The sequence below is a fragment of the uncultured Lutibacter sp. genome (genome assembly GCF_937891065.1).
Lineage (GTDB): Bacteria > Bacteroidota > Bacteroidia > Flavobacteriales > Flavobacteriaceae > Lutibacter.
On the sequence record NZ_CALAEQ010000215.1, the window covers coordinates 1 to 2,602 of the forward strand.

Annotated in this window: 2 protein-coding genes and 1 pseudogene; all 3 read right to left on the reverse strand. The window is 28.2% G+C overall.

The features are described from left to right. Positions 1-808, reverse strand: a pseudogene (locus Q0352_RS11595) (phosphoribosylamine--glycine ligase); the annotation flags it as partial. A gap of 313 nt (positions 809-1,121) precedes the next feature. Then, positions 1,122-1,427, reverse strand: a complete 306-nt coding sequence (locus Q0352_RS11600; RefSeq protein WP_299527664.1) for a hypothetical protein — start codon at positions 1,425-1,427, stop codon at positions 1,122-1,124. 525 nt (positions 1,428-1,952) lie between these two features. Continuing rightward, a partial coding sequence (locus tag Q0352_RS11605; protein WP_299527666.1) for an aminotransferase class I/II-fold pyridoxal phosphate-dependent enzyme occupies positions 1,953-2,602 on the reverse strand: 650 nt, incomplete at its 5' end.

The following is a 2,602-nucleotide window of genomic DNA, read 5'->3' on the forward strand; positions in this document are numbered from 1 at the left end:
TATAAAGCATATTACCAATGGGTTCATTTATGCCAGCTCTTTGAATAAATATTTGGGGGTACCCAAATCGAGGTGTAAACTCTAACGGATAAATGCCATTTCCATTTACAATGCAGTTAAGATCTATATGACCAATAAAATGATTTTTAGCCAATGTAGTTTCGAATTTTTTTAGCGTTGCATCAAAAATTGGAGAATCTTTCACCCAAAACATGCTACTGCCCATTTCTCCTGTTGAAACACCTAACTCTTTTGGAAAAAGTTTTTTATGTTCAAAAGTAATATTTATTGGATGTATGAATTCTTTTCCATTAAAAAATGCAGAAACAGAGACTTCAACTCCTTTTACTTTTCTTTGAAGCTGAAAATTACCAAAATTGTTTCCCCAAGATTTTTCATACGCTTTTAATACACGAATCACGTCTAAACCCTCATCGTCAGTGCCAACAAATAGCAATTGTTTTAAATCTTGAATTTCTCCACAAGGTTTAATTACATAAGCATCTGGCTTTGCTTTCACATAGCTAATAGCTTCTTCAAAACTATAAAACTCCTTAAATGGCAATACTTTTATTTTATGCTTTTTAAGTTCTTCTTGTCCAAAGTTTCTGTCTAATTCTAATTTGTCGCCATACTCACTACCTCCAAAAACCGGCTTTCCAGAAGCTCTAAGTTCCTCACATATTTTTCCATAACCAGTATAATCAAAAATAATTAAATCTGCCCATTCTACATGTTTTCTCCAATCTTGAACTTTTGTGATAAAACCATATCCTATTTCTTTTGAAGGTTTATCTTCAATATACATTTTTACAGCATTCCCTTCTAAGAGAATTGAATAGGCAATATCTAGAGATTCACCCCATTTTGAAACAACTAAATAGTTTCTTTTAATTGTTTCTTCTTTTTTTTATAATTTGAATTTATTTCCACTTAGTGCACCTTTAATAGGTAGTTTCTATTTTATTTAAATAATATTATTGATTGTCAGCTTTTTAAGAACTGAATTTACGATTTTTAATTTAAAATAAAGACTGTTTAAAAAGTAAGAGAACTTGTTATTTTAACGGTGTTTAAAATAACAAGTTCAGGTTTTATAAACTTTTTAGACAGTCTCTTTTTTATTTTAATAACTCTAATTTAACGATGATATAAGATTCGTATTCTTCTTCTAATTCATTGGTTTTAGTTTCAACTTTATAGGTTACATTAAATGTTTTTCCTATATATTGTTTTTCTGTAAGATTGTATTTTGTATTAGCATTCTCATTTATGCTATCAAAAGAATATACATTATCATCTTCATCAATAAAATAGTAAATTTCTTCTTCAGCCCCATCAAATGTTGCTTTTATAGTAGTTAAATCTTCAGATTTATTTCCAAAGGCAAGCGTTACCATTGCAAAAAGTATTAGCATTGTTTTCATTTTTCTTAATTTTTATTTAGTAAAATTATATTTTTTGTTCACAGTATAGTATTGCGCAATACATACGATAGATTTTTAGATTATTTTTTTAAATACAGATTAAAATCGATTGCTATTTTATGGCAAATAAATACATGTGATGTTTGTTTTCACAAAATAGTTTTAGATACTATTGTGAAATTTGTGTAGAAGTTAACCTATGATTTGAACCTTTCTAAAAGGCGATTTTTGAATATGACTTCTTAATTTTCAAAAACTCAAATCCGCAAAATAAATTTATTTCATAAATTAAAAAGCTTTAACATTCACTGTAAAGCTTAACAAAGATAAATTAAAATTAAATATCTTTTTATAAAATTTATGTAAAGAAGTAAAAATTTAACTTACTGTTTATAAGTGTTTTAAAATGTAATTTTTAAAAATTACTATTTTATGAATGCGTTGATTTTTTTAAATAGGTATTAAGCACAAAAGGTTTTTCAATAATTGAAAAACCTTTTGTGTAATTTAGAATTAAAAATAATTTTAACTTAAAGCTTCTTTAATTCTTTTTATAGCCTCACGTAATTGAGCCTCAGAAGCAGCGTAAGATATTCTAATGCAATTTGGAGCGCCAAAAGCTTCACCTGTTACCGTTGCAATATTTGCTTCTTCTAATAAAAACATTGAAAAATTATCAGCTGTTTCAATTTTATGTCCTTTTATTTCTTTTCCAAAGAATGCTGATATATCTGGAAATACATAAAATGCACCCCCTGGTATATTTAATTTAAAACCATCTATAGTGCCCAACAATTCTAAAACCATATCTCTGCGGTTTTTAAATTCATCTACCATATATTTAATTTTTGAAACTGGTGCATCTAAAGCAGCAATAGTAGCGCGTTGTGCAATACTATTTGCACCAGAAGTTATTTGACCTTGCATTTTGTTACACGCTTTAGCAATCCATTCCGGAGCTCCAAGATAACCTATTCTCCAACCCGTCATAGCAAATGCTTTTGCCACACCATTTACGGTAATTGTTCTATCGTACATACTTTCAATGGCTGCAAAGCTAAAAACAGGTTCGCCATAATTAATGTGTTCATAAATTTCATCAGAAATAATATAAATATTAGGATATTTTTCTAACACTTTTGCCAAAGCTCTATATTCTGCCTCACTATAAACAG

Excerpts from the sequence above, each read along its gene's own strand:
- Q0352_RS11600 (WP_299527664.1), bottom strand. The coding sequence starts at position 1,427 with ATGAAAACAATGCTAATACTTTTTGCAATGGTAACGCTTGCCTTTGGA.